21 protein-coding genes are annotated in these 19,916 nt (G+C 64.3%); 8 read left to right on the forward strand and 13 right to left on the reverse strand.

Features of this window, described 5'->3' with window-relative positions; translation table 11 throughout:
- Nucleotides 1–4 precede the first annotated feature (4 nt).
- From EG244_RS00145 to EG244_RS00155, 3 genes are all read right to left on the reverse strand, one after another.
- A complete protein-coding gene (locus EG244_RS00145; protein WP_233588876.1) occupies nucleotides 5–307 on the reverse strand; it encodes an H-type lectin domain-containing protein in 303 nt (100 codons plus the stop codon).
- A 113-nt stretch (nucleotides 308–420) separates the two neighbouring features.
- Nucleotides 421–1,050 (reverse strand): GntR family transcriptional regulator, encoded by a 630-nt coding sequence (locus tag EG244_RS00150; protein WP_124962977.1) that lies wholly within the window; start codon nucleotides 1,048–1,050, stop codon nucleotides 421–423.
- The gene (locus EG244_RS00155; RefSeq protein WP_124962978.1) at nucleotides 1,047–2,051 is read right to left on the reverse strand and encodes a phosphotransferase family protein; all 1,005 of its coding nucleotides are present in this window, start codon (nucleotides 2,049–2,051) and stop codon (nucleotides 1,047–1,049) included. The genes EG244_RS00150 and EG244_RS00155 overlap by 4 nt, the downstream gene beginning before the upstream one ends.
- 55 nt (nucleotides 2,052–2,106) lie before the next feature.
- On the opposite strand from EG244_RS00155, the gene EG244_RS00160 reads away from it, so the two are divergent.
- A complete protein-coding gene (locus EG244_RS00160) occupies nucleotides 2,107–2,616 on the forward strand; it encodes a GNAT family N-acetyltransferase (protein WP_158617207.1) in 510 nt (169 codons plus the stop codon).
- A gap of 193 nt (nucleotides 2,617–2,809) precedes the next feature.
- Here the strand turns inward: EG244_RS00160 and mltG are convergent, their stop codons facing one another.
- Together mltG and fabF are read right to left on the reverse strand one after the other, a co-directional pair.
- Nucleotides 2,810–3,985: an endolytic transglycosylase MltG gene (gene mltG / locus EG244_RS00165; protein WP_124962980.1), complete on the reverse strand. Its 1,176-nt coding sequence runs from the start codon at nucleotides 3,983–3,985 to the stop codon at nucleotides 2,810–2,812.
- Complete coding sequence (gene fabF / locus EG244_RS00170) at nucleotides 3,985–5,247, reverse strand: beta-ketoacyl-ACP synthase II (protein WP_124962981.1); 1,263 nt, start codon at nucleotides 5,245–5,247, stop codon at nucleotides 3,985–3,987. The genes mltG and fabF overlap by 1 nt, the downstream gene beginning before the upstream one ends.
- Nucleotides 5,248–5,429: 182 nt before the next feature.
- Between fabF and EG244_RS00175 the strand changes: the two genes are divergently transcribed.
- The 6 genes from EG244_RS00175 (at nucleotide 5,430) to fabB (ending at nucleotide 9,897) form a co-directional block, all read left to right on the forward strand.
- Nucleotides 5,430–6,473, forward strand: a complete 1,044-nt coding sequence (locus tag EG244_RS00175) for an aldo/keto reductase (protein ID WP_124962982.1) — start codon at nucleotides 5,430–5,432, stop codon at nucleotides 6,471–6,473.
- Nucleotides 6,473–6,799 (forward strand): hypothetical protein, encoded by a 327-nt coding sequence (locus EG244_RS00180; RefSeq protein ID WP_124962983.1) that lies wholly within the window; start codon nucleotides 6,473–6,475, stop codon nucleotides 6,797–6,799. Before EG244_RS00175 ends, EG244_RS00180 begins: the two co-directional genes overlap by 1 nt.
- Nucleotides 6,787–7,284 (forward strand): lipocalin, encoded by a 498-nt coding sequence (locus EG244_RS00185; protein WP_124962984.1) that lies wholly within the window; start codon nucleotides 6,787–6,789, stop codon nucleotides 7,282–7,284. The genes EG244_RS00180 and EG244_RS00185 overlap by 13 nt, the downstream gene beginning before the upstream one ends.
- 114 nt (nucleotides 7,285–7,398) lie before the next feature.
- The gene (locus EG244_RS00190) at nucleotides 7,399–8,007 is read left to right on the forward strand and encodes a hypothetical protein (protein WP_124962985.1); all 609 of its coding nucleotides are present in this window, start codon (nucleotides 7,399–7,401) and stop codon (nucleotides 8,005–8,007) included.
- 131 nt (nucleotides 8,008–8,138) lie between these two features.
- Nucleotides 8,139–8,642 carry a bifunctional 3-hydroxydecanoyl-ACP dehydratase/trans-2-decenoyl-ACP isomerase gene (gene fabA / locus EG244_RS00195; protein ID WP_124962986.1) on the forward strand — a complete coding sequence of 168 codons (504 nt, stop codon included), beginning with the start codon at nucleotides 8,139–8,141 and terminating at the stop codon, nucleotides 8,640–8,642.
- A gap of 25 nt (nucleotides 8,643–8,667) precedes the next feature.
- Nucleotides 8,668–9,897, forward strand: coding sequence for a beta-ketoacyl-ACP synthase I (gene fabB / locus EG244_RS00200; RefSeq protein WP_124962987.1), 1,230 nt, complete (start codon nucleotides 8,668–8,670; stop codon nucleotides 9,895–9,897).
- A 119-nt stretch (nucleotides 9,898–10,016) separates the two neighbouring features.
- Here fabB and clpB read toward each other — a convergent pair whose 3' ends face one another.
- The 7 genes from clpB to grxC form a co-directional block, all read right to left on the reverse strand.
- Nucleotides 10,017–12,635 carry an ATP-dependent chaperone ClpB gene (gene clpB / locus EG244_RS00205; protein WP_124962988.1) on the reverse strand — a complete coding sequence of 873 codons (2,619 nt, stop codon included), beginning with the start codon at nucleotides 12,633–12,635 and terminating at the stop codon, nucleotides 10,017–10,019.
- A gap of 144 nt (nucleotides 12,636–12,779) precedes the next feature.
- Nucleotides 12,780–13,553, reverse strand: coding sequence for a hypothetical protein (locus EG244_RS00210; protein WP_124962989.1), 774 nt, complete (start codon nucleotides 13,551–13,553; stop codon nucleotides 12,780–12,782).
- A gap of 60 nt (nucleotides 13,554–13,613) precedes the next feature.
- On the reverse strand, nucleotides 13,614–15,158 hold the full coding sequence (locus EG244_RS00215) for an ATP-dependent DNA helicase (protein WP_124963183.1): 1,545 nt from the start codon (nucleotides 15,156–15,158) through the stop codon (nucleotides 13,614–13,616).
- Nucleotides 15,159–15,269: 111 nt separating this feature from the next.
- Entirely contained in the window at nucleotides 15,270–16,013 is a 744-nt protein-coding gene (locus tag EG244_RS00220; RefSeq protein WP_124962990.1) for a glucose 1-dehydrogenase, read from the reverse strand.
- A gap of 67 nt (nucleotides 16,014–16,080) precedes the next feature.
- Entirely contained in the window at nucleotides 16,081–16,524 is a 444-nt protein-coding gene (locus EG244_RS00225; protein WP_124962991.1) for a MarR family winged helix-turn-helix transcriptional regulator, read from the reverse strand.
- 3 nt (nucleotides 16,525–16,527) lie between these two features.
- A complete protein-coding gene (locus EG244_RS00230; protein ID WP_124962992.1) occupies nucleotides 16,528–17,358 on the reverse strand; it encodes a carbon-nitrogen hydrolase family protein in 831 nt (276 codons plus the stop codon).
- Between the two features lie 4 nt (nucleotides 17,359–17,362).
- A complete protein-coding gene (gene grxC / locus EG244_RS00235) occupies nucleotides 17,363–17,620 on the reverse strand; it encodes a glutaredoxin 3 (RefSeq protein WP_124962993.1) in 258 nt (85 codons plus the stop codon).
- Between the two features lie 384 nt (nucleotides 17,621–18,004).
- Here grxC and EG244_RS00240 point away from each other — a divergent pair, with 384 nt between their 5' ends.
- Nucleotides 18,005–18,910, forward strand: a complete 906-nt coding sequence (locus EG244_RS00240) for a LysR family transcriptional regulator (protein WP_124962994.1) — start codon at nucleotides 18,005–18,007, stop codon at nucleotides 18,908–18,910.
- Between the two features lie 54 nt (nucleotides 18,911–18,964).
- Here the strand turns inward: EG244_RS00240 and EG244_RS00245 are convergent, their stop codons facing one another.
- The gene (locus EG244_RS00245) at nucleotides 18,965–19,906 is read right to left on the reverse strand and encodes an OmpA family protein (RefSeq protein ID WP_158617208.1); all 942 of its coding nucleotides are present in this window, start codon (nucleotides 19,904–19,906) and stop codon (nucleotides 18,965–18,967) included.
- Nucleotides 19,907–19,916: the final 10 nt, after the last annotated feature.

A 19,916-nucleotide genomic window follows, 5' to 3' on the forward strand; every position in this document is an offset into this window, starting at 1 on the left:
CCGCTTAGTCCAGCAGCCAGTCGTTTTCGTCGCGCACCGCGCCAATGGCCGTCCAATCGGCGCGGATCCGGGCCAGCCGGGTGTCGCCCCAGGTGCGAAACACCACGTCAAACCCCTCAGGGGTGATGTTTTCGGCCGTCAGATCGGCGCGCAGATTGGTGCGCCGGTCGCTGTCCCAAAGCGAGATCCCGACCAGAACCGCCGGGGTCTGCAGAAAAGGCGCGTCAAAGCGGATCGCGTGACGCACTTCGCGCGGACCCTCTCCGGTCCACATCGGCCCGCCGGTCTGAAAATCAGCAAACATCATCTGCTGGCCCTGACGGATGCCGGTCATATAAGGCGAAAGAGTGATCATACCAAAGCCAGAGGGTTAAACTCTGTTATGGATAGCGGCATCCGGCCGCTGTGGCAGCAGAAATCTTAGCTGCGCGTAAAGAGACTGTCGGGCAGGCCGGGCAGGCGGTCTGCAAGGGTCCGGATCATCTGATGCGCGATGGCTTCGGCCTGATCGCCCTCACCGGCAGAAATGGCACCGGCCAGCGCTTCATGGCCGCCGCCGGAGCTGGTCTCATATTCACCGATCTGCGCCCGCACCAGGGGCACCTGCACGGCGGGGACCAGGCGTTCCAACTCTCGATTACCCGCAAGCGCGGTCATGGCGCGGTAATAGCGCGCCCTTGCGCGGCTGAGGTCGGCGCGCGCCGCCGCCACATAGACGGCCAGGGCCTCGCGCATCGGCGCGGGGTCTGCGCCTGCGGCCACGGCCTCGGCGGCCTGACGCGCGGTGAGGCCAATGAGAACAGCCGCCACCCGCAGGACATCCGCCGCTTCCCGCCGGGTGAGGCGGCGAATGGTGGCCCCGCGGTGCGGCACGATCTCAAGAAACCCCATCGAGGCCAGCCGGCTCAGCGCCTCGCGCACGGTGGAGCGGCCGACGCTGTAGCGGATCATCAGATCGCGCTCGGCCAGACGCTGGCCGGGGACGAATTGTCCGTCGGTCAGCCCGCGCAGGATGTCGCGCGACAGGGTGTCGGGGCTTGATGAACTCATAAGCGGCGGGCCATGTCCCAGGCAATCTGTGCCATCGGCACGGCGCGGGCGCCCACCTCATGCGCGTCAGGATCAGAGGCGGTGCCCTCTTCGGCGCGTTTGGCAATGCCCTGCAGGATGGCGGCCATCCGGAACAGATTGACGATCAGATAAAGGTCGAAGTCCGCAGGTTTATCCCGTCCGGTCCGGCGGCACCAGTCGGCAATATAAGCCTCTTCCGTCGGGATGCCCGAACCGGGGATAACGGCACCCGCAAGGCCGCGAAAGAGATCCGGGCTCACCCGCCAGGTCATCATATGATAGGCGAAATCCGAGAGCGGGCAGCCGAGGGTGCCAAGCTCCCAGTCGATGACGGCGAGAACCTTTGGCTCTGTCGGATGGATCAGCAGATTGTCCATGCGGAAATCGCCATGCACCACCCGCACCTCTTCTTCGCGCTGCGGCAGGTTCTGCGGCAGCCAGTCGATCAGCGCATCCATCGCCGGGATCGAGCGGGTCTCAGAGGCGCGGTACTGCTTTGCCCAGCGGTTGACGGTGCGCGCCACATAGCCGCCGTGACGGCCGTAATCGCCGAGGCCCACCGCCATGGGATCCACGGTGGAGATCGCCGAGAAAGCCTGGTTCATGCTGTCAAAGATCGCCGCGCGCGCGTCGGGTGTCTGATCGGGCAGGCGGGGGTCATAAAACACCCGGCCCTCAATGAACTCCATCACGAAGAACATCGAGCCCATGACCGAAGGGTCCTCGCAAAGCGCCCAGACCTTGGGGACCGGCACATCGGTCCCGGCCAGGGCCTGCATCACGCGAAACTCACGGTCCACCGCATGGGCCGAGGGCAGCACCGGCCCCAGCGGCTTCTGGCGCAGAACATAGCTTTGGTTCGGCGTATCCACCCGCCATGTCGGATTGGACTGCCCGCCCGCCAGACGGTGCAGTTGCATCGGGCCCTGAAACCCGGCCACATGTTCCTGCATCCAGATGTGAAGCTCTGCTTCGGCCATGCATCTCTCTCCCCTTTGTGACAGTCTGCGCGGAAGCAGCGGGGAGGTCAATATAATGTCAGACAATATCGGCAGACCAGACAGAGAGGTCAGCGCGGAAGAACTCGCGGCCTTTCACGTCGCCGTCTGGCGCGCGACCTATCGCGATCTCGCCCCGGCAGAGGCTTACGCGCGCCTCGATGAGGCGCTGCGTCTGCCGCAGTGGCAGGCCGTGCTGGCCCATCCCGCGCATTGGCTGCGGGTGCTGCGGGAGGGGGGCGATCTGATCGGCCTGATCCATACCGCGCCGGGAGCGGGAGAGATTATGGGCGGCTGTGGCGAGATTTGTCATCTCTATATCCGCCCTGACCAGCAGGGCCGGGGCCTGGGGCAGCAGTTGCTGCAGGAGGCGCTTGGCGCGCTGCGGCTTGCGGGCCACCGCCGCGCGGCGCTGGCCGTGGTGGCGCAAAACCACAGCGCCCGCGCCTTTTACCGCCGCTGCGGCGGGCGCGAGGATCTGGCTTTCACCGATCCCGGCCCGCTCTGGCGCTCGGATAATCTGCGGGTGGTCTGGGATCTGGCCTGAGGCCGCTTCACGGAGGCTGAAGTCCGGGGGGCCGCTTCTGACCTTTGCACCGAAGGATCCGCCAGACAGGGGGGCAGCCCCGTTGGTCGGGGCCTTTCGGGCGATAAGCCAATCGCACCGCAGACCGGCAGAGGGCCGGTCTGAACCCGCCTGGCGCATAAAAAACCCGCCACGAGGGGCGGGTTTTTCAGGATCAATTGCCCGAGGACGGAGCCTGACGGGCGCGCTCGGCCTCAATCTGGCGCCATTTGGCGACATTGGCGTTATGCCCGGCCAGGGTTTCGGCAAAGGCGTGCCCCCCCGTGCCATCCGCCACGAAGAACAGATATTTGCTCTCCGGCGGGTTCAGCGTCGCCTCAATGCTGGCCTTGCCGGGGTTGGCGATCGGGGTCGGCGGCAGGCCGTCGATGACATAGGTGTTCCAGGCCGTGCGCCCCTGCAACTCAGAGCGGCGCAGGCCGCGGCCCAGCACGCCCTGACCCTTGGTGACGCCATAGATCACCGTCGGGTCGGTCTGCAGCTTCATGCCCTGCCGCAGGCGGTTCACAAAGACCGCCGCCACCTCGCCACGCTCATCCGGGACGCCGGTCTCTTTCTCAACAATCGAGGCCATGATCAGCGCCTCATTGATGTCCTTATAGGGCAGCCCCTCCTGGCGTGCGGCCCAGAGGTCAGTGAGAATGCGGGTCTGGCGCCCGGCCATTTCCGCCACCAGGGCCGCGCGGTCCATGCCGCGGGTGATGTCATAGCTGTCGGGGGCCAGGGCACCCTCTGACGGGCTGTCCTTCACCTCCCCTTTCAGCAGATCCACGCCTTTCAGCGCCTCAAGAACCTGCCAGACGGTGGTGCCTTCTGCGACCGTCACCCGGGCGCGGATGCCGGTATCATCCAGCGCGGCCTGCAGCTCTGCCGGCACCTCGGAGGTGTCTTTGAGATCGCGTTTGGCGACCTCGGTGAACCTCTGCGTGGCCGGATCCAGCTCACGCAGCACCACGTCAGCGGCATTGACGCCGATCCGGTAGTTCAGCTCCGAGCCGCAGCTGGACTGGCCGCCCCTGGTGATGGCTCCGGCGATTTCCTGCATGCTGATCCCGGCGGGCAGCAGGTAAGACCCTGCTTTCAGGCCGGAATCAAGCTCTGCATAGCGCGAGCCGATGCGGAAGATCCGCGCATCAGACACCGCGCCCTGACGTTCCAGATCGGCGGCGGAGGAGGCAAAGCTCGCTCCGCGTTCAACCCGGAAACAGACCGCCTCCGCCAGCGGCCCCGGTCCTTCATATTGCCGCTTGCCCCAGGCAATCAAACCCGCGACGGCAATCAGTGCAACGATGAACAGGGTCAGCGCATTGGAGGCGATCGATTTCCACATCAGGCTTTGACTTTCCCGAGAACTAGGCTGGCATTGGTGCCACCAAAGCCGAAGCTGTTCGAGAGCGCCACATTGATCTCACGCTTCACGGCTTTGTTAGCCGCCAGATCCAGCTTCGGCGTGATGGCCGGATTGTCGAGGTTGATCGTCGGCGGCGCGATCTGGTCACGGATCGCCAGCACGCAGAAGATCGCCTCAACCGCGCCCGCAGCCCCCAGAAGGTGACCGATCGAGGATTTGGTCGAGGACATGGTGGCTTTAGAGGCCGCATCGCCCATCAGCCGCTCAACCGCGCCCAGCTCAATGGTGTCAGCCATGGTCGAGGTGCCATGGGCGTTGATGTAATCAACGTCCGAAGGCTGCAGCCCCGCCCGCTTCAGCGCCGCCGACATCGAGCGGAAGCCGCCGTCACCATCTTCAGCAGGTGCGGTGATGTGATAGGCGTCGCCCGACATGCCATAGCCCAGCACTTCGGCATAGATCTTCGCGCCGCGGGCTTTGGCGTGCTCATATTCTTCGAGCACCACAACGCCGGCGCCTTCGCCCATCACAAAGCCGTCACGGTCGGCATCATAGGGGCGCGAGGCTTTGGTCGGCTCATCGCCGCGTTTGGTCGACAGCGCCTTGCAGGCGTTGAAGCCCGCAATGCCGATTTCCGAGATCGGGCTTTCCGCGCCACCGGCCAGCATGACATCGGCATCACCAAAGGCGATCAGGCGGGCGGCATCGCCAATGGCATGGGCGCCCGTCGAGCAGGCGGTCACAACCGCATGGTTCGGGCCCTTAAAGCCAAAACGGATCGAGACCTGACCCGAGATCAGGTTGATCAGCGCGCCCGGAATAAAGAAGGGCGAGACGCGCTTGGGGCCGCGCTCTTTGATCAGAACGGCGGTCTCGGCGATGGTCGAGAGCCCGCCGATGCCCGAGCCCAGCATGACGCCGGTGCGCTCTTTGTCTTCCTCGGTCTCAGGCTTCCAGCCCGAATCCTCAACGGCCTGCACCGCGGCCGCCACGCCATAGAGGATGAAATCATCGACTTTGCGGCGCTCTTTCGGCTCCATCCAGTCGTCAGGATTGAAGGTGCCGTTGCTGCCATCGCCCAGCGGAATCTCGCAGGCATATTGAGTGACGACATTGCTTGCATCAAAGCGGGTGATGGGACCAGCGCCCGATTGCCCCGCAAGCAGGCGCGACCAGGTTTCTTCCACACCGCAGGCCAGCGGGGTGACAAGACCCAGACCCGTAACGACGACACGACGCATCCGCATCTCCTTGTCAAAACCAGTTAAGGGCGATGAAATACACAGCCACGCCCGCCTTCGCAATATAAGCACGCTTTCGCCGCCCGGAAGACAGGCTCCTGCCGCTCCGGCCCGCTTTGGCGAATTCCGCTTGGCGGGGCAGAGAGGGAGGGCTAGGCTGCAACTGCAGCAGGGGGAATATCATGCGCAGACTACCACTTGGCCGCAGCGGGATCATGGTCAGTGAATATTGCCTCGGGTCGATGACCTGGGGATCACAGAACACCGAAGCCGACGGCCATGCCCAGATGGACCTTGCCCGCGACATGGGCGTGACCTTCATCGACACCGCTGAGATGTATCCCACAAACCCCGCGCGCGCCGAAACCATTGGCCGGACCGAAGAGATCATCGGCTCCTGGTTTGCCGCCCGTGGCAACCGCGCCGATGTGGTGCTGGCGAGCAAAGTCTCGGGCGGCGGGCGTGACATCATCCGCGGCGGTGAGATGATTTCGCCCGCCGTGCTGCGCCGCTGTGTTGAGGAGTCTCTGCGCCGTCTCGGCACGGATTACATCGATCTTTACCAGCTGCACTGGCCGAACCGCGGCTCCTATCACTTCCGGCAGAACTGGGCCTTTGACCCCTCGGCGCAGCGCCGCGACGAGGTGATCCCCCATATGCAGGAAATTCTGGCCGAGGCCGGACGCCTGGTGGCCGAGGGCAAGATCCGCGCCTTTGGTCTGTCGAATGAGAGCGCCTGGGGCACCGCGCAGTGGCTGCGTCTGGCGGATCTGAACGGCTGGCCGCGCGTCTCGGCGATCCAGAATGAATATTCGCTGCTGAACCGTCTCTTTGACACCGATCTGGCAGAGCTGTGCCATCATGAAGATGTGCCGCTGCTGGCCTATTCGCCGCTGGCGAACGGGCTTTTATCGGGCAAATACGCCGGCGATGTGACGCCCGACAACACCCGCCGGGTCGCCACGCCCGCTCTGGGCGGTCGGGTGACAAAGCAGGTCTTTCCGGCCGTTGCCGCCTATCTGCGGGTGGCCGCTGAGCATGGCCTTGACCCCTGCCAGATGGCGCTGGCCTTCTGCCGCTCGCGCCCGGTTCCGGTGATTCCGATTGTCGGCGCAACGACGCTGGCGCAGCTGAAGACCAACCTTGGCGCGGCCGGGATCACGCTGTCACCCGAGGTGCTGGCCGATATTGCCGCGGTGCGCCGCGCGCATCCGATGCCCTTCTGATGCGGGCGGCCTTCGCGCTTCTTGGCCTTCTGGCGCTGATGGCCTGCCGCGGGGAGGAACCGGCGGCTGCCCCATCTTTCGCGCCACTGGCGGAAGCAGAAGTGGCCTGCACCCGCACAGGGGGCGAGTTTCTGAAGGCCGCAGGCGGCAAAGCCCGGGTCTGCGTGCAGTTGCATAAAGACTCCGGAAAACAATGCCGTGCGGCCCTGGACTGTGAGGGCGAGTGCCTCGCGCGCAGCGGCACCTGCGCCCCGGCCTCACCGCTTTTTGGCTGTCATGAGATCCTGATGGAAAACGGCGTGAGGGCGAAACAATGCCGCGACTGAAGCCTCTGCTGGCCGTCCTGTCGCTGGCCGCCTGCAGCGCCGCGCCGCCGCCGCAGGTCAGCCTGCACGACAAAACGGTCCCGGTCTATTCCATCGCCGGGCTCGATCCTGCCCGTCTGCACGGCACCTGGACCGAGGCTGCGCATCTCGCCGCCCCCGGCGCTCCGGCCTGCGGGCCCGGTCGCCTCAGCATCACGCCCGAGGGCGACCGCCTGCGGCTCAGCGGGCAGCTTTGCCGGGCGGGCCGTGCCGCGCCGCTCAATAAAACCGCGCGTTACATCGGCAACGGGCGGCTGCAGGTCGAAGGCGAGGCCGAGGCCTGGTGGGTGATCTGGGCCGATTACGACAGCCGCTCGGTGATCTTTGCAACCCCCTCCGGCAGCTTCGCCTCGGTGCTCGACCGCGGGGTGATGCCCGGCGACCGTCGCAAAGCGGCGCGGGATATGCTGGCTTATAATGGCTACCGCGCGGATCTTCTGCGCTGATCCCCTGACAGATGATGCGGCCTCCGGCCGCGGCCCGATCGCCCGTCAGGAGGGGTATCCCGTCCCCTGTCGCCCCCCTTAGCAAAGGGCCTTCGGTGAAAGGCGGAGGCAGCGATGCGCGGATTTGCGGCAGCGATTTTGATGATACTGGCGGGAGTGGCCCAGGCGGCCCCGCCGATGAACAGTCAGCTTTACGATCTGGGGCGCAGCATCTGCGGTCAGATTTCCGACGGTGATCTGCCGGTTCCGGGGACCGCGGAACTGATCGGGCGCGTTGATGCCTTCGGCTGGGACCGCGCAGAGTTCTGCCACTGCGTGGGCGAGGAATTCGGCCTTAATCCGGCACAAAAAGCCCGCATGGAGGCCGAAGGTGGCGATGCCGCCGCCGAAGCCCTGGTGGAGATTATCCGCTCCAATATGCTGATCTGCCAGCCGGGCGGGCGTTTTTACGGCGATCTGCATGTCACCAAAGACGACTACTGGCAGTGCGGTCAGGTGCTGGACGGCGCCACAAAACTCCCCGGGCTGGATCTGAAGGCCACCCTGCGCGACATGCGCGCTGCCGACCGCGACCGCGAGGCGCTTTGCACCTGTGCGGCGGGCTGGCTGACGCTGGTGGATGACCTTATCGAGGTGAAACCCGCCTCTGCCGAGGTGCTGATCCCGGCCTATCAGATGCAGCTTGCCACCGGCATCCGGGTCTGCATCTCAGACGCCTATTGATCGTACCCCCCTGCGGACCCATATTACGGGCTCTTTTGTCGCCCCTTTCCGGGGCCAAAAGGCCGCGACACTTGCCCTTTCGGGGGGGGCGGTGTTACAGAAAAATCTGGACCCTGAACAGGAAGAGACACGTGTATCCGACCAGCTTCGACAAGGAAGACCTTCTGAAATGCGCCCGCGGCGAGCTGTTTGGCCCCGGCAACGCGCAGCTTCCTGCTCCGCCGATGCTGATGATGGACCGCATCACTGAGGTCTCGGCGGATGGCGGTGAGCATGGCAAAGGCCACATCAAAGCCGAATTCGACATCACTCCGGACCTGTGGTTCTTCGACTGCCACTTCCCCGGCAACCCGATTATGCCGGGCTGCCTTGGTCTGGACGGGCTGTGGCAGCTGACGGGCTTTAACCTTGGCTGGCGCGGCTGGCTGGGGCGCGGCTATGCGCTGGGCGTGGGTGAGGTCAAGCTGACCGGCATGGTCCGCCCTGAGCGTAAGCTTCTGACCTATCACGTTGATTTCACCAAAGCCGTGCAGACCCGCCGCCTGACCATGGGTGTCGCGGATGGCCGCGTTGAGGCGGATGGCGAGATCATCTATCTGGTCAAAGACATGAAAGTCGCCCTTTCGGCTTCCTGATACTTCCTCCGGAAAGGAGATCCCTATGCGTCGCGTCGTCATTACCGGCATCGGCATCGTATCCCCCATCGGCAATAATGCCGCCGAAGTGACCGAAAGCCTGCGTCTGGGCCGTTCGGGCATCGTGGCGTCGGAAGACTATGCAGAGCATGGTTTCCGCAGCCGCGTCCACGGCCAGCCGAAGATCGTTTTCGAAGACCATATCGACAAGCGCGACCTGCGCTTCATGGGCGACGGCGCGGCTTATAACTTCATCGCCATGGATCAGGCGGTGAAGGATTCGGGCCTCTCCCCCGAGGATGTCTCCAATGAGCGTACCGGCATCATCGTGGGCTCCGGCGGGCCCTCGACGAAGTCGTTCTACAAAGCCCATAACATCGTGCGCGACAGCGGCTCGCCCAAGCGCATCGGGCCGTTCGGTGTCACCAAAGGCATGTCCTCGACGAACTCGGCCTGCCTTGCGACACCCTTCAAAATCAAGGGCGTGAACTATTCGATCACCTCCGCCTGCTCGACCTCAGCGCATTGCATCGGCAATGGCACCGAGCTCATCCAGTTCGGCAAGCAGGACATCGTCTTTGCCGGCGGCGGCGAGGAACTCGACTGGACGCTGTCGTGCCTTTTCGATGCCATGGGTGCCATGTCGTCGAAATATAACGACAGCCCCGAAACCGCCTCGCGCCCCTTTGACGCCAGCCGTGACGGCTTCGTCATCTCCGGCGGCGGCGGCATCGTCGTGCTCGAAGAGCTTGAGCACGCCCTCGCCCGGGGTGCCAAAATCTACGCCGAAGTCACCGGCTATGGCGCGACGTCCGACGGCGCCGATATGGTCGCCCCCTCAGGCGAAGGCGGCGAGCGCTCGATGCGCCAGGCCCTCTCGACCCTGCCGGAAGGCCGCAAAGTCAGCTATATCAACGCCCATGGCACCTCGACCCCGGCTGGCGACGTGACGGAAGTCAAAGCCATCCGTCGTGTCTTCGGCGAAGGCAATGTGCCGCCGATCTCTTCGACCAAATCGCTGACCGGCCACAGCCTTGGCGCGACCGGCGTGCATGAGGCGATCTATTCGATCCTGATGATGGAGAATAACTTCATCGCAGCCTCGGCCAATGTCACCGAGCTTGATCCCGAGATCAAACCGGAAGAAATCGCCACCACCCGCGTCGACAATGTCGAATTCGATTCGGTGCTGTCGAACAGCTTCGGCTTCGGCGGCACCAACGCCACGCTCGTGCTCAGCAAATACCGCGGCTGATCCGGCCCAGGCTGATTTCAAAAGCCCCCCGTGCCACTGCGCACGGGGGGCTTTCTTTTGGCTTTTAGAAATACTCCCGGGAGGGGTCAGGGGAGGGCAGGCAGCCCTCCCCTGCGGCTTCAGTGAAGCTTCTTCTCGCCACGGAGCAGATCCGGCGGCGTCACAGAGAGCCGACCGTCAATCGTCAGACCCTCCGCCGTGCCCGAGACCGGCACCACCGCCCCATCCAGCACCTGGCCCGAGAGCAGCAGTTCCGCCAGCGGATCCTGCACATAGCGCTGGATCACCCGCTTCAGCGGCCGCGCGCCAAAGACCGGATCATAGCCGGCATCCGCCAGCCAGGCCTTGCCGGCTTCATCGACCTCCAGGGCAATCTTGCGCCCCTCCAGCCGCTTTTGCAGCCGCCGCAGCTGGATCTCAACGATGCCGTCCATATTCTCCCGGGTCAGCCGGTCAAAAATGATCGTCTCATCAAGACGGTTCAGGAACTCAGGGCGGAAATGCGCCCGCACCGCTTCCATCACTTCCGATCGCGCCAGCCGGCTGTCCGAGCCTTCGGGCAGTTGACTCAGCGCCTGGCTGCCAAGGTTCGAGGTCAGAATGATCAGCGTCTGCTTGAAGTCCACCGTGCGGCCCTGGCCATCGGTCAGCTGCCCGTCATCAAGCACCTGCAACAGCACGTTGAAGACATCCGGGTGGGCCTTTTCCACCTCATCAAACAGCACCACCTGATAGGGACGGCGCCGCACAGCCTCGGTCAGAACGCCCCCTTCGTCATAGCCGACATAGCCGGGGGGCGCGCCGATCAGCCGGGCCACGGAATGTTTCTCCATGAATTCCGACATATCGATCCGCACCATGGCCTGATCGTCATCAAAGAGATATTCCGCCACCGCCTTGGTGAGTTCCGTCTTACCCACGCCGGTCGGCCCCAGGAACAGGAACGAGCCCAGCGGGCGGTTTTCATCATTCAGCCCCGCCCGCGCCCGGCGCACGGCGTTGGAGACGGCCACAACGGCCTCACGCTGACCGATCACCCGGCGGCCGAGTTCCTCTTCCATCTTCAGCAGCTTCTCGCGCTCGCCCTCCAGCATCTTGGAGGTCGGGATCCCGGTCCAGCGCTCGATCACTTCGGCGATCTGCTCAGGGCGCACGGCATCGGCGACCAGCTTGGCGCTTTCATGCCCCTCAGCCTCACCGATCTGGCGCTCCAGCTCGGGAATGCGGCCATATTGCAGCTCACCGGCCTTGGCGAAATTGCCGTCCCGCTTGGCGATATCCAGCTCGGCCCGCGCCTTCTCCAGCTTCTCTTTCAGCTCGCGCGCGCCCTCCAGGCGGTCGCGCTCAGCCTGCCACTGCGCGGTCAGCTCGCTGGAGCGCTCCTGCAGATCGGCAAGCTCTTTCTCCAGCCGCTCCAGACGGTCTTTCGAAGCCGCATCATCCTCGCGCTTCAGCGCCTCTGACTCAATCGTCAGCTGCAGGATCTGACGATCCAGCGCATCCAGCTCCTCGGGCTTGCTGTCGACTTCCATCCGCAGCCGAGAGGCCGCCTCATCCATCAGGTCAATCGCCTTATCGGGCAAAAACCGATCGGTGATATAGCGGTGCGACAGCGTCGCCGCCGCCACCAGGGCCGAATCGGCGATCCGCACGCCGTGGTGCAGCTCATATTTCTCTTTGATGCCGCGCAGGATCGAGATGGTATCCTCCACCGTCGGCTCCGAGACCATCACCGGCTGGAAGCGCCGCGCCAGGGCCGCGTCTTTCTCAACATGCTTGCGGTATTCATCGAGCGTGGTGGCACCCACGCAGTGCAACTCCCCCCGCGCCAGCGCAGGCTTCAGAAGGTTCGCCGCATCCATCGCGCCATCGGCCTTCCCGGCCCCCACCAGGGTATGCATCTCATCAATAAAGAGAATGATCTCCCCCGCCGCCCCGGTCACTTCCGACAGGATCGACTTCAGCCGCTCTTCAAACTCACCGCGATATTTCGCACCGGCGATCAGCGAGCCCATATCCAGCGCCAGCAGACGTTTGTTGCGCAGAGATTCGGGCACATCGCCATTGACGATGCGCAGTGCCAGACCCTCGGCGATGGCGGTTTTCCCCACCCCCGGCTCGCCGATCAGGACGGGGTTGTTCTTGGTGCGGCGGCTCAGCACCTGCATGGTACGGCGGATCTCTTCATCGCGCCCGATGATCGGATCGATCTTGCCCTCAGCCGCAGCCTCGGTCAGATCGCGGGCATATTTCTTCAGCGCCTCATAGCCATCCTCGGCCGAAGCACTGTCCGCCGTGCGGCCCTTGCGGATGTCATTGATCGCGGTATTGAGCTTTTGTGCGGTCACTGCCCCCGCCTCCAGCGCCTCTTTCGCGCGTGAGGGCACCATGGCCAGCGCCATCAGAATGCGCTCCACCGGCACGAAGCTGTCCCCGGCTTTCTTCGCCAGATCCTCAGCTTCGGTCAGCACCCGCACCAGAGTCTGGTCCGTGTAAACCTCGCCATTGCCCCCCGACACCTTCGGCAGGCGAGAGACCGTCAGATCGACGCTTTCCGCCACCCGCTCAGGCGCACCGCCCGCGCGGCGGATCAGGTTGGAAGACAGCCCCTGGTCATCATCCATCAGGGCTTTGAGCAGATGCTCGGGCACCAGGCGCTGGTGCGTTTCGCGCATCGCAATCGTCTGGGCCGCCTGCAGAAAGCCGCGCGACCGTTCCGTGAACTTTTCGAGGTTCATCGGGTTCTCCTTGCTGTGAAGCACCGCTCCGGCCCGCCCGGATCCCCGGCACGGGCCCTGCGGCCTTGCCTTAAGATTTGGGAGCGCCCTTCGGAAATGCAACACCCCGATGCGCCTGAGGTTGCATGATTTTTTCGCCAGACCTCAGCCGCGCTCTTTCGGACGGATCAGCGCCGGGGGCCGCAAAGCCTCAGCCGCTTTGAACAGGCTGAAGGTCTGGTTCACATAATTCACCACCCCCGACATGGCCTCCATCCAGGCGATCAACTCCGGCGTGCGCTCGGTCTCCACCAGCTGCACGGCGCGGTCCGGGCCATCGCCTTCAAACTGCACATAAAACAGCGGATCGCCCCGCTTCAGGATCAGATCTTTCGAGGTGTCATGCCATTCCATCGCCCACATCAGCGGCCGCAGCCAGGCATGAATGGGAAAGCGCCCGCCAAAGATGGTGCCCGGCAGCGGCTGGGCGCGGTAATGGGCAAAACTGTCGAGCTGGGTGATATAGCAGATCTCTTCGGCCACAAAACAATAGGGCAGCATCAGCTGCACCGTGGGGCGGTCGGGGTAGCGCCACTCCGCCTCACTCACCAGCGCCAGAACCTGGCTCAGCTTATTGCCCCGAATGGCCGATCCCGCGCCCGCGCGGTTGATCAGATGCGCCTGGCCCTTCTCATCGCGGCCAAAGCCGATCTGCAGATCATAGGGACAGCGGATCATGAAATAGCGGCTCTCCAGCTGGATCACGCCCGGACAGCGCGCCGCCGATTTCGCATGGCTGCGGTTGGTCTGACGAAAGCTCACCCGCTCCGGCGGATCAAAAAGCACCGCCCCCTTATCAGAGTTCAGAAACCACCCCACCCGCAGCGGACCACTGCCGGGGCTGCCCTCAGGGCGCGTGAGGTTGATGGTAATCTCCATGGATCGCTCTCCCGCTGGGCCCCCGCCCGCCACCATGCTGGCGCAGAGGGCGGCAGGGCGTCAATCGCTCTCGGAGGTCAGCGTCAGAGTGGCCGGGGCGGTGATCTTCAGATCCTCCACCGTCAGCTCATATTTCGGCCGCGCCAACCGGTTGCGCACCACCCAGTAAAGCCGGTTCTCGGCCCGGGTGATCGCCACATAGGCCAGCCGCTTCCAAAGCGGCAAGCCCGCCTCCGAGCGCCCGGCCCGCGCCGCCGCCCAAAGATCGGGCGCAAAAACCTGCACCTCAGGCCATTGCGAGCCTTGCGCCTTATGGATCGTCACCGCCGCCCCATGCAGGAAAGTAGCCCCCATCCGGGCCGCAGCCGGGATAAAAGGTTCTTCCTCATCAGGTTTTTCAATCTTGATGATCGAGGCCGCCGAGACCTGGGGATCATCCGCGCCAAAGACATGCAGACGCGCAAAGCCGTCCTTCTTGCCCGGCCCCAGATAGATCACCTGAGCGCCCTTAATCAGGCCCCGCGCCTCCAGATCAATGCGCTTCTTGCGATGCTTCAAGGGCAGCTCAATCCCGTCGCAGATCAAAGGCTCCCCGGTCAGCAGCTCGGTCTCCGGCGCGCCATGGGCGGCCCGAAAGGCCGTAATCAGCCGGATCCTGGTGGCATTGCGCCAGACCAGCACCGGAGAGCGCGCCATCAGATCGGCATCCACCCGCTCCGCCATGACCACCCGGTCATCGCGCCGCGCGGCTTCACCCACCATGGCCTCAAAATCCTCAAAGCTGATCCCGGGATCGGCCAGCGCATGGGCCAGATCCAGGATCGGACTGTCGGTCTGCTGGCGGTGGATCCGCTCCAGATGCACGCGGCGCTCTTTTGGCAGCCGGTCAAAAACCATCTCCCCCGACAGCCCCACCGGCGCCAGCTGCGCGGGATCGCCAAACAGCACCAGCGTCGGGAAAATCTCTTTCAAATCCTCGAACTGCCGCTCATCCAGCATCGAGCTTTCGTCAATAAAACCGATGTCCAAAGGCTCTTCACGCCGCTTCCAGCCCTGAATGAAATCCGACCCCCGCAGCCCCGCCGCCGCCAGCGCACCGGGAATGGATTTCACATTCTCAAAAAACGCCCGCGCCCGCTCCAGCGCCTGCTCGGTCAGCTCTTCCATCACCGGCTTCTCGCCGGTCCCCGCCAGCCACTCCGCCAGCTTCTCATATTCCGGCGCATAGATCGGCGTGTAAAGAATGCGGTGAATCGTCGTCGCCGGCACCCCGCGTGAGCGCAGCACCGAGGCCGCCTTATTCGTCGGCGCCAGCACCGCCAGCGTGCGCCGCTCGCGCCGCTTCCTGCCCTCATAATCGCCAGAGACGATCTCCAGACCGGCCTCCGTCAGCTCCTTCACCAGCTGCGAGAGCAACATGGTCTTGCCCGAGCCCGCCTTGCCGGTCACCGCCAGAACGCCGCCCCCGCTGCCATCGGGCGCATCCAGAATGCCGTCGGCAGCATTCACCCCCGCCTTCAGCAAAAGCGCCTGAACGCGGTCAAAGGCCTCAGCCTGGTCGTCGGAGAAAATAATGCTCGGAGTGCTGCTCATGGGCGCGACCATAGCGACAGCCGCACCCAAAGGAAATCCGCTGCCCCGCCCCGCGCTTTGGCTTTTTCAAAATACTCCGGGGGTCCGGGGGCAGCGCCCCCGGGGTCGCCCCAAAGTACCGCCTCAGATGCAGCGGCCGCCGTCGACTTCCATGGCCACCCCCGTCACCATCGAAGCCTCGTCTGAGCACAGATAAAGCGCCGCATTGGCCAGATCCTCCGGCGTCGAGAACCGCCCCAGAGGAATGGTCGAGAGAAACTTCGCCCGCATCTCCGGTGTATCTTCCCCCATGAAACTCGCCAGCAGCGGCGTCTCACCCGCCACCGGATTAAGCGCATTCACCCGCACGCCAAAAGGCGCCAGCTCCACGGCCATGGCGCGGGTCGCGGTGATCACAAACCCCTTGGAGGCATTATACCAGCTGAGCTTCGGCCGCGGGCTGACCCCGGCGGTCGAGGCGATATTCAGAATAGCCCCCGAGCGGCGCGCCTTCATCTCCCCGGCAAAAGCCCGGGCCATCAGATAGATGGATTTGGCATTGACCGCGAGCACCCGGTCAAAATCCGCCTCAGAAATCTCTTCCATAAACCCAGGCAGATGGGTGACCCCGGCATTGTTCACCAAAATATCCGGTGCCCCGCCAAAAGCGGCTTTCGCAGCCTCGGCCAGGGCCGCCACCGAAGCGCCATCCGCCACATTGCAGGCCACAGCGATCCCGCCGATCTCGGCGGCAACAGCTTCAGCAGCCGCAGGGTTGATATCGGCCAGGATGACCCGCGCCCCCTCCTGCACGAAACGCCGCGCGATACCCGCGCCAAAGCCCGAACCCGCACCGGTTACAATCGCCGTTTTTCCCTGAAGCCGCATCCCGTTCCTCCTGTCAGCCTGGGGCGAACTAGGCCACGGATCCAAAGGCTTCGCAAGCGAGAGGGCGCTACTCCTCGCCGCCAAAGCGCTGGCGCAGATCGCGCAGCACCGGCAGCGCCGCGCGCACGCGGTCCTCGCCAAGCGCGGTCACCGTGCCCGCAATCAGCGGCACAATGGCCTGAAGGGCGGCATCGCGCGCAGCCCGTCCCGCCGGGCTGATCGCCACGAATTTGCGCCGCGCATCGTCCCAGTCAGGCCGGATATGCACATGCCCGGCCCATTCGAGCCGCGCCAGCGTATTGGTCATCGCCCCGCGGGTGACGTGAAAGGCCCGGGCCAGCTGCGCAGGCGTGCGCTCTTCGCCCGCCCGCGCCAGCAGGTTCAGCACCGAGAAATGCGACAGCTCCATGCCCTTTGGCAGGGCGCGGCTTAACTCGGCCCGCGCCAGCTGGTCGGCCATAAAGAGTTCGCTGAACAGAGCGACGGCCAGATCACCGGTGCGGTCACTCATGCTTTACGGGCCCGAAAACGGGCGGTCATGGCTGAGGGATGGCACGCGGTGGCGCGCCGTCTCCACGGCCTCCATGGAGATATCGGCGAAGATCACCCCAGGCTCGGTGCCGGCATCGGCCACCACTTCGCCCCAGGGCGCGATAATCATCGAATGCCCGAAAGTCCGCCGTCCCGGTCCGTCCGGCTGCGGGTGATGCCCGGTCTGCGCCGGAGCCAGCACCCAGGCGCCGTTCTCAATCGCGCGGGCGCGCAGCAGAACTTCCCAATGCGCCGCCCCGGTGATGTGGTTAAAGGCAGCCGGGATCGCAAGGATTTTCGCCCCCTTCTGCGCCAGCGCCCGAAAGAGATGCGGGAAGCGCAGATCATAACAGACCGACATCCCCAGCGGACCCATCGGCGTCTCGGCCACCACGGCCTGCGCACCGGGGCGATAGGCGGCAGATTCGCGAAAGACCTCGGTTTCCGAGACATTCACGTCAAACATATGGATCTTGTCGTAGCGCGCCTTAATCTCTCCATCCGGCCCGATCAGAAAAGAGCGGTTGGCAAACCGGCCATCCGCATCTTCCGTCCGGAGCCCGATCGAGCCGATCAACAGCCAGATCCCCGATTTTGCCGCCTCTTCGCGCAAAGCCTGCAGCGTCAGATCATCTTCCTCGCGGGCGATGACCTTTTGCTGCCAGTCGCGCCGCGCACTCATCAGATGGGTACACTCGGGGGTCAGCACAAAGTCTGCGCCCCCCGCCACGGCCTCGCGGATCAGCGCGAGGGTGGGGCCAAGGTTCTCTGCGGGGTCTTCCCCGACATTGAGCTGAATGACAGCGGCGCGCATGGGATCAGTCCTTCAGCAGCGGATCGAGTTTTCCGGCCGCATCCAGCGCATGGATGTCATCCGAGCCGCCGATCAGGCGGTCGTTGATGAAGATCTGCGGCACGGTGCGGCCCCCATTGGCGCGCAGGGTCATCTTCTCACGCAGGCCCGGATCGCGGCTGACGTCGATTTCAGTGAAGGCCACGCCCTTGGCAGTCAGCAGCCGTTTGGCCCGCTGGCAATAGGGGCAGGTGGGGGTGGTGTAGATTTCAACAATGCTCATCAGAGGCTCCCTGAACGCCTTGGTCTCAGACTATAGGCGGATGGCGGGCAGGCACAACCACCGCTGCGGCTGCAGCCTGCCTTCGGGCGAATCTGGTGAAGAGATGGGCCGGAATGTGGCGCAGATGTGGAGAGTGGCCCCAGGCCCCGCAAAGACTGTTTCCGGGGTGCGCTTAATGCGCGGATCCTGCAGGCCTCAGCAAAACATGGATAATTTGGGCAGCTTCGCGGGGATCTCCGGGTTCTGCCGGTCCCTGAAGCGGGGGTGGCACTGCGCCGCGGCACATGGGCAGATTCCCTGGACTCGTCTCGGGCTTTCCCAATTCCGGCCTCAATCTGCCGTCATTCAGGGAGCTGGCCCGATGGTGCGCCGAAGGGGAAAATGATGGACCGACTGACAGAGATGGAAGCCTTTGCCACCGTGGTGGATCAGGGTGGATTTACCGATGCTGCCCGTAAAATGGGCATCTCAAAATCGGCGGTCTCCAAACATGTCTCGGCCCTTGAGGCGCGTCTGGGGGCGCGGCTTCTGAACCGCACCACAAGGCGGGTCTCGCCGACTGAGATTGGTCTGGCCTATTACGACCGGGCGCGGCGGGTGCTGAATGACGCCGGTGAGGCCGATGCGCTGGTCACCTCGATGCAAAGCGCGCCTTCCGGGCTGTTGCGCATCTCAGTGGCGACGGATTTCGGGGTGAACCATATCTCGCCGGTTTTGAGTGATTTTCTGACCGAATATCCCGAAATCACCGTCAATATGGTGCTGAACACCCGCTATGTGGAGCTGATCTCGGAAGGTTTCGACATGGCCATCCGCATCGGTGAGCAGGAGGACAGCAGCCTGCGCGCCCGCCGGCTGTGTGAGACCTCGCAGCGGATGATTGCCGCTCCGGGCTATCTGCAGAAGTTCGGCCGGCCCCAGCGGCTGGAAGATCTGAACGACCACAAGCTGCTGCATTACTCCAGCCAGGCGGCGGGGAATGTCTGGAAGATCACCGCGGCCTCGGGCGAAAAGCGGCAGATCCGCTCCAACGGCTGGCTGACGGTGAACGACGGGCAGTCGCTTTTGAACGCCGCGATCTCGGGTCTGGGCATCGCGCTGCTGCCGTCGTTTCTTTACGCCGATGCTTTGCGCCAGGGGCTGGTGGAAGATGTCATGCCCGCGCTGCCCGGAGAGACGCTTGGAATTTATGCAGTCTATCCGCCAGGGCGCTTCACGCAGCCCAAAGTTCGGGCATTCATTGATTTCCTCGTGCAGACCTATGCGCAGAAGGGGCCGGAGTCCTGGTGATCTGCCAGGCTCGGGTCAGGGCCGGTCAGCGGCCAGTGTCTGAGTGCGCAAACTTTAGCGGGTCGGGGTCACGATGGCTTCGACCCGTCTGTTTTCCGCCCGCCCTTCGGCGGTATCATTAGAGGCCAGCGGGGTCTGATCGCCCTCGCCTCTGGCTTTCAGGCGGCTCTCTGCCACGCCAAACTCGCGGATCATCAGCAGGCGCAGGCTTTCGGCGCGGCGGTGCGAGAGGGTGAGATTGCTCTCGGGATTGCCGGTCGCGTCGGAATGGCCAACCAGGGTCACCTCACGGTCAGGATGGGCCTGAAGCCAGGCGGCCAGCGCCTGCAAAGGCGCGCGGTCATAATCCGAAAGCGCCGCCCCGCCCGAGGCAAAGCTGAGGCCCGGCAGCACGACCCTTGCGGCAGCCTCCAGCGCGGCGCCGATCTCTCCGGCGGCAACGGGCAGGGGGATCGCGGGGATGGGAAGCGACGGGGGCTCAGTTGCCGGCTGCACCTCGATAGTCTGCGCAAAGCCCGCCTGCGCCCCTTCAGAGCGGCTGACCAGCAGGCTCAGGACCGAAGTCTCCTCCCCCCGGCCCCGCCGTGCCGCAAGATAGCGGAAGTCGGCCAGATCAACATGCATATCCGGCTCTGGCAGCACGCGGGTGGAATAGCGGAAATCAAAGCCGCCACAGCCCCGGCCCTCGCATTCATAGATCAGCGACCACCCCTCTGCCTGCAGCTTCTCGCGCAGCGGGACAAAGAGATCGAGGGTGGATTTTCCCGTGCCAGACCAGCGCCATGCGGTCTGAATGACCTGACCTTCGCTGTGGCGTGTCAGCATAGAGCCGCCATCCCAGGGTCCGATCGGCAGCGCATAGCTGCCCGAGGGCTCCTGATGCTGGGCCACACGCTCAGCCCCGGCAGGGACAAGCGTGCCTGCCGCCTTTGCCAGGACGGGAAGCAGGAATAGGCCTGCAATCAGCGCTATTCGCAACACAAACGTAAAACTCATGACCCAGCAG

The sequence above is a fragment of the Falsigemmobacter faecalis genome (genome assembly GCF_003863335.1).
Taxonomy (GTDB): domain Bacteria; phylum Pseudomonadota; class Alphaproteobacteria; order Rhodobacterales; family Rhodobacteraceae; genus Wagnerdoeblera; species Wagnerdoeblera faecalis.

Coding starts and splice junctions, on each gene's coding strand:
- EG244_RS00145 (WP_233588876.1), bottom strand. CDS start 307: ATGATGTTTGCTGATTTTCAGACCGGCGGGCCGATGTGGACCGGAGAG.
- EG244_RS00150 (WP_124962977.1), bottom strand. CDS start 1,050: ATGAGTTCATCAAGCCCCGACACCCTGTCGCGCGACATCCTGCGCGGG.
- EG244_RS00155 (WP_124962978.1), bottom strand. CDS start 2,051: ATGGCCGAAGCAGAGCTTCACATCTGGATGCAGGAACATGTGGCCGGG.
- EG244_RS00160 (WP_158617207.1), top strand. CDS start 2,107: ATGTCAGACAATATCGGCAGACCAGACAGAGAGGTCAGCGCGGAAGAA.
- mltG (WP_124962980.1), bottom strand. CDS start 3,985: ATGTGGAAATCGATCGCCTCCAATGCGCTGACCCTGTTCATCGTTGCA.
- fabF (WP_124962981.1), bottom strand. CDS start 5,247: ATGCGTCGTGTCGTCGTTACGGGTCTGGGTCTTGTCACCCCGCTGGCC.
- EG244_RS00175 (WP_124962982.1), top strand. CDS start 5,430: ATGCGCAGACTACCACTTGGCCGCAGCGGGATCATGGTCAGTGAATAT.
- EG244_RS00180 (WP_124962983.1), top strand. CDS start 6,473: ATGCGGGCGGCCTTCGCGCTTCTTGGCCTTCTGGCGCTGATGGCCTGC.
- EG244_RS00185 (WP_124962984.1), top strand. CDS start 6,787: ATGCCGCGACTGAAGCCTCTGCTGGCCGTCCTGTCGCTGGCCGCCTGC.
- EG244_RS00190 (WP_124962985.1), top strand. CDS start 7,399: ATGCGCGGATTTGCGGCAGCGATTTTGATGATACTGGCGGGAGTGGCC.
- fabB (WP_124962987.1), top strand. CDS start 8,668: ATGCGTCGCGTCGTCATTACCGGCATCGGCATCGTATCCCCCATCGGC.
- clpB (WP_124962988.1), bottom strand. CDS start 12,635: ATGAACCTCGAAAAGTTCACGGAACGGTCGCGCGGCTTTCTGCAGGCG.
- EG244_RS00210 (WP_124962989.1), bottom strand. CDS start 13,553: ATGGAGATTACCATCAACCTCACGCGCCCTGAGGGCAGCCCCGGCAGT.
- EG244_RS00215 (WP_124963183.1), bottom strand. CDS start 15,158: ATGGTCGCGCCCATGAGCAGCACTCCGAGCATTATTTTCTCCGACGAC.
- EG244_RS00220 (WP_124962990.1), bottom strand. CDS start 16,013: ATGCGGCTTCAGGGAAAAACGGCGATTGTAACCGGTGCGGGTTCGGGC.
- EG244_RS00225 (WP_124962991.1), bottom strand. CDS start 16,524: ATGAGTGACCGCACCGGTGATCTGGCCGTCGCTCTGTTCAGCGAACTC.
- EG244_RS00230 (WP_124962992.1), bottom strand. CDS start 17,358: ATGCGCGCCGCTGTCATTCAGCTCAATGTCGGGGAAGACCCCGCAGAG.
- grxC (WP_124962993.1), bottom strand. CDS start 17,620: ATGAGCATTGTTGAAATCTACACCACCCCCACCTGCCCCTATTGCCAG.
- EG244_RS00240 (WP_124962994.1), top strand. CDS start 18,005: ATGGACCGACTGACAGAGATGGAAGCCTTTGCCACCGTGGTGGATCAG.
- EG244_RS00245 (WP_158617208.1), bottom strand. CDS start 19,906: ATGAGTTTTACGTTTGTGTTGCGAATAGCGCTGATTGCAGGCCTATTC.